This window comes from Micropruina sp., assembly GCF_027492755.1.
Classification (GTDB): domain Bacteria; phylum Actinomycetota; class Actinomycetes; order Propionibacteriales; family Propionibacteriaceae; genus Micropruina.
In genome coordinates, this window is the sequence record NZ_JAPUED010000245.1 from 1 (window position 1) to 4,803 (window position 4,803).

The 4,803-nt window shown below is 68.9% G+C and carries 5 protein-coding genes; 4 read left to right on the top strand and 1 reads right to left on the bottom strand.

Going from position 1 to position 4,803, the window contains the following annotated elements:
* Positions 1–214, top strand: a 214-nt coding sequence (locus Q0066_RS16610) for a hypothetical protein (protein ID WP_366521545.1), incomplete at its 5' end; no start/stop codon positions are given.
* A 234-nt stretch (positions 215–448) separates the two neighbouring features.
* Here the strand turns inward: Q0066_RS16610 and Q0066_RS16615 are convergent.
* Positions 449–1,069, bottom strand: a complete 621-nt coding sequence (locus tag Q0066_RS16615) for an ACT domain-containing protein (protein WP_298135024.1) — start codon at positions 1,067–1,069, stop codon at positions 449–451.
* A 137-nt stretch (positions 1,070–1,206) separates the two neighbouring features.
* Here Q0066_RS16615 and gatC point away from each other — a divergent pair, with 137 nt between their 5' ends.
* The 3 genes from gatC to gatB are packed head-to-tail and all read left to right on the top strand — an operon-like array spanning position 1,207 to position 4,501.
* Positions 1,207–1,506 carry an Asp-tRNA(Asn)/Glu-tRNA(Gln) amidotransferase subunit GatC gene (gatC, locus tag Q0066_RS16620; RefSeq protein WP_298135028.1) on the top strand — a complete coding sequence of 100 codons (300 nt, stop codon included), beginning with the start codon at positions 1,207–1,209 and terminating at the stop codon, positions 1,504–1,506.
* The gene (gene gatA / locus Q0066_RS16625; RefSeq protein ID WP_298135026.1) at positions 1,503–3,014 is read left to right on the top strand and encodes an Asp-tRNA(Asn)/Glu-tRNA(Gln) amidotransferase subunit GatA; all 1,512 of its coding nucleotides are present in this window, start codon (positions 1,503–1,505) and stop codon (positions 3,012–3,014) included. The genes gatC and gatA overlap by 4 nt, the downstream gene beginning before the upstream one ends.
* A 5-nt stretch (positions 3,015–3,019) precedes the next feature.
* On the top strand, positions 3,020–4,501 hold the full coding sequence (gene gatB, locus Q0066_RS16630; RefSeq protein ID WP_298135030.1) for an Asp-tRNA(Asn)/Glu-tRNA(Gln) amidotransferase subunit GatB: 1,482 nt from the start codon (positions 3,020–3,022) through the stop codon (positions 4,499–4,501).
* Positions 4,502–4,803: the final 302 nt, after the last annotated feature.

The window sequence follows — 4,803 nt, forward strand, 5'->3', positions numbered from 1 at the left end:
CGTGGAGGGCCTCAACAGCAACCTGAATCTCAATGCCGGCGCGCCGCCACGGGTGTGGCCGAAGCTGGGGGAGTGGGGACCGGCCGAGGTGCCGTCCACCCGACAGAAGAAGCGGCTCCGCTGGTGGGTGTCGCTGGGTTTCGTCGGGGCCGCGGCTGTGCTGTTCGCCTACGGCTGGTACATCTTCACGATGATGAGCGGCGGAGCCGGCTGAGGATGGCCGGCGGTTGCATCGACGCCGTTACCTGCCACCGACACAACCGCCACCTCGGCCCCCATCCTCGGTGGCCGGGCGAACATCACACTCGACCGGAAATGGTGCCGCATCAGCGGCCCGGATTCCCTTGTCAACTGCGATCTGCGGCGCAAAGCGTACGCAATCTCGCCCGAACCACTAGCGACCTTAGCAGAGCTAGGTTCAGCCCATTCGGTGTCGGCGAAATCGGCGTCAGCCCGTCAGTGCAGCCAAATGCCGTAGCCGGGCGAGTTCCGATTTGATGAACGCCGGGCCACCGGTACGGGCCAGAACCAGCGCCGATCGGTTCTTCAACGGCGCCGCGGCCAGCAACATCTCGGGCCAGCCCGGCAACCATCCTTCGTCGACCTCCACATAGCCGGAGGAGTTGAGATGGGCCAGCGGATCAAGCGGTAACCGGTCCACCTCGGGTGCCATCGCCGTCCGGTCGAGCACTCGGCCGTCACCGCTGTCGATCTGTGCGGCCCAGTTCACCCGGAACACGGTGGGCGCGGCCTGGGTCAAGATGGAGGCCGCCTCCGCAGGGTTCTCGGTCATCTCGTCCAGCACGGCCACATCGGCCTGCAAACCCCAGCCCTCCGGATAGTGCGAGAACCAGAGCACCGAGACGTCCTCAATCGTGGTGCAGGCAGTGATCAGTGCATCGGGCAGGGTGCCCACCGGCACCTCCACCATGAAATCGTCCACCGCGAAACCCGAGTGCTTCTCGACGATCTCGACGGCTTGAATGTCGGCGCCGACGGTGCCGAGGGCAGTCGCTACGGCACCCAGCGAACCGGGTCGGTCGGGTAATCCCACGCGCAGCAGAAACACGGCTCTATTGTCCCGCATGTTTGTTACAACCGATGGAGTCCCGCGCCTGAGGAACGGATTGGCTGGGCGCCGTGGTCCGGGTCTCCGATCCGTCGGCTCGCCGTTAGGATGGGCGGTCGGACGAGAGCGAGGAGCATCTGGTGGCCCTGACCACAGCCGAGGTGGCACGCCTGGCGGCATTGGCCCGAATCGAGTTGTCAGCTGACGAGTTGGCGCGGCTGGCCCCGCAACTGGACGTGATCCTCGACGCGGTGGCGCAGGTCACCGAGGTGGCCGGCGACGACGTCCCGCCGATGTCCCACGCGCTCCCGTTGACCAACGTCTTCCGCGCCGACGAGGTGCGGCCCTCGCTGCCGGTCGAGCAGGTGCTGGCCGGCGCCCCGTCCGTCGAGGACGAGCGCTTCCGGGTGCCGCGGATCCTGGGGGAGGAGCAGTGAGTGAGTTGCTGCGAGCCGGCGCCGCGTCCCTGGCTGAGCGGATCGCCGCCGGTGAGGTGTCGTCGCGTGAGGTGACCCAGGCGCATCTCGACCGGATCGCCGCGGTCGACGGCGAGGTGCATGCCTTCCTGCACGTGGACGGCGAACGCGCCCTCGCCGCCGCGGACGCGGTGGATGCCCGGCGCGCCGCCGGTGAGGAGTTGGGGCCGCTGGCCGGCGTCCCGATCGCCGTCAAGGACATCTTCTGCATGACCGGCGCACCCACCACGGCCGGCTCACGCATCCTCGAGGGCTGGCATCCGCCCTACAACGCCACCGTGACCCAGCGCGTCCTGGACGCCGGGCTGGTGGTGCTCGGCAAGACCAACCTGGACGAGTTCGCAATGGGCTCGTCGACCGAGAACTCGGGTTACGGCCCGACCCGCAACCCGTGGGATCACGACCGCATTCCGGGCGGCTCCGGCGGCGGTTCCTCGGCGGCGTTGGCCGCGTTCGAGGCGCCTTTGGCGCTCGGTACCGACACCGGCGGCTCGATCCGGCAGCCGGCGTCGGTCACCGGCACGGTCGGGGTGAAACCGACCTACGGCGGCACCTCCCGCTACGGCGTGATCGCGATGGCGTCCAGCCTCGACCAGCCGGGCCCGTGCGGGCGCACCGTGCTCGACACCGCGCTGCTGCATCAGGTGATCGCCGGCTGGGACCCGATGGACTCCACCTCGGTCAACGCCCCGGTTCCGGACGTGGTGGCCGCCGCCCGGCGGGCCGACGTGGCCGGCATGCGGATCGGCGTGGTCAAGGAACTCGGTGGCGAAGGCTACGCGCCCGGCGTCGAACTGCGCTTCCGTGAGGCCCTGGACGCCCTGGCCGGGCTGGGCGCCGAGATCGTCGAGGTGTCCTGCCCCAACTTCCGCTACGCCCTGGGTGCCTACTACCTGATCATGCCCAGCGAGGTGTCCTCGAACCTGGCCCGCTTCGACGCCATGCGCTACGGCCTGCGGGTCGGCGACGACGGCACCGCCGGTGCCGAAGAGGTGATGGCCCGCACTCGCGGCGCCGGCTTCGGTGACGAGGTGAAGCGGCGGATCATCATCGGCACCTACGCGCTGAGTTCCGGCTACTACGACGCCTATTACGGCTCGGCGCAGAAGGCCCGCACGCTGATCGCCCGCGACTTCGACGCGGCCTTCGAATCGGTGGATGTGCTGGTCTCGCCGTCCACGCCGACCACGGCGTTCCGGATCGGTGAGCGCACCGACGACCCGCTGGCCATGTACGCCGCCGACCTGTGCACCATTCCGTCCAATATGGCGGGCAACGCGGCGGGCTCGTTCCCGTGCGGGCTGGCCCCCGAAGACAGCCTGCCCGTCGGCTTCCAGGTGATGGCTCCGGTGCTCGCCGACGACCGCGTTTACCGGGTCGGCGCGGCTCTCGAGGGGGCGCTGCAATCTCAGTGGGGTGGCCTGCTGACCGACCAACTGTGGTCCCGGGAGAACGGGGGAGCGCTGTGACTCTGATGCCCTACGAAGACGTCCTAGCCGCCTACGACCCCGCGCTGGGTCTGGAGGTGCATGTCGAGCTGAACACGGCGTCCAAGATGTTCTGCGGTTGTTCGACCGCGTTCGGAGCCGCGCCCAACACCCAGACCTGCCCGGTCTGCCTCGGCCTGCCCGGTGCGCTGCCGGTGGTGAACGCCAAGGCGGTCGAATCGGTGATCCGGATCGGCCTGGCACTGAACTGTTCGATCGCGAAATGGTGCCGGTTCGCCCGGAAGAACTACTTCTACCCCGACATGCCGAAGAACTTCCAGACCTCGCAGTATGACGAGCCGATCTGCTTCGACGGCTGGACCGAGGTCGAGGTCGACGGGGTGACCTACCGGATCGAGATCGAGCGGGTCCACATGGAGGAGGACGCCGGCAAGCTCACCCACGTCGGTGGTTCGACCGGACGCATCCAGGGCGCCGAATACTCGCTGCTCGACTACAACCGGGCCGGCGTCCCGCTGATGGAGATCGTCACGAAGCCGGTGCTGGGCACCGGGGCGGCCGCGCCGAAGGTGGCCCGGGCCTACATGACGCAGCTGCGCGAACTGTTGCGCGCACTCGGGGTGTCCGACGTCCGGATGGAGCAGGGGTCGCTGCGCTGCGACGCCAACGTGTCGCTCGCCCCAGCGGGTTCGGACGTACTCGGCACCCGCACCGAGACCAAGAACGTGAACTCGCTGCGCTCGGTGGAACGTGCGCTCACCTACGAGATGCAGCGGCAGGGTGAGGTGCTGGCCTCGGGCGGACGCGTCCACCAAGAGACCCGGCACTGGCATGAGGACGACGGTTCGACCTCGCCCGGACGCTCCAAGGAGCAGGCCGAGGACTACCGCTACTTCCCCGAACCCGACCTGGTGCCGGTCGCGCCGGCGCCGGAATGGGTGGAGGAACTGCGACTCACCCTTCCCGAGCCGCCCGCGCAACGGCGCCGTCGGCTGGTCGCCGAGTGGGGGTTCACCGAGCTGGAGATGCGGGACGTGCTGGGCACCGGCTCACTCGACCTGATCGCCGAGACGGTGGACGCCGGCGCGACGCCCGGCGCGGCCCGCAAGTGGTGGTCGGGCGAGCTGGCCCGGCGCGCCAATGCCGCCGGTGTCGAGCTCGAGGACGTCGGCATCACCCCTGCTCAGGTGGCGGAACTGCAGACCCTGATCGAGGCCGGCACGATCAACGACAAGCTGGCCCGGCAGGTGATCGACGGCGTGCTGGCCGGCGAGGGCTCGCCGTCGGAGGTGGTCGAGGCCCGCGGCCTGGCCGTGGTGTCGGACGACGGTGCGCTCACCGCTGCGGTGGACGCCGCGATCGCAGCCAACCCGGACGTGGCGCAACGCATTCGCGACGGCAAGGTGCAGGCCGCCGGCGCGCTGATCGGTGCGGTGATGAAGGCGATGCGCGGGCAAGCCGACGCGGGTCGCGTCCGTGAGTTGATCCTGGAACGTCTCGCCGCCTGAGCCATTCGCAGGTCGTCATCCCGCGGACGTGGTCATCCCGGCGGACGCCGGGATCTCTACCGACCAAGTGCTCCGCACCGGGGGATCAACGCAACCACCGTTGGTCGAGCTTGTCGAGACCTCGGACGTGGTTTCGACAAGCTCAACCGGCGGTGGCGAGGGGTTTCGACAAGCTCAACCGGGGGTGGCGAGGGGTTTCGACAAGCTCAACCGGCGGTGGCGAGGGGTTTCGACAAGCTCAACCAGCGGTGGCGAGGGGTTTCGACAAGCTCAACCGGCGGTGGCGAGGGGTTTCGACAAGC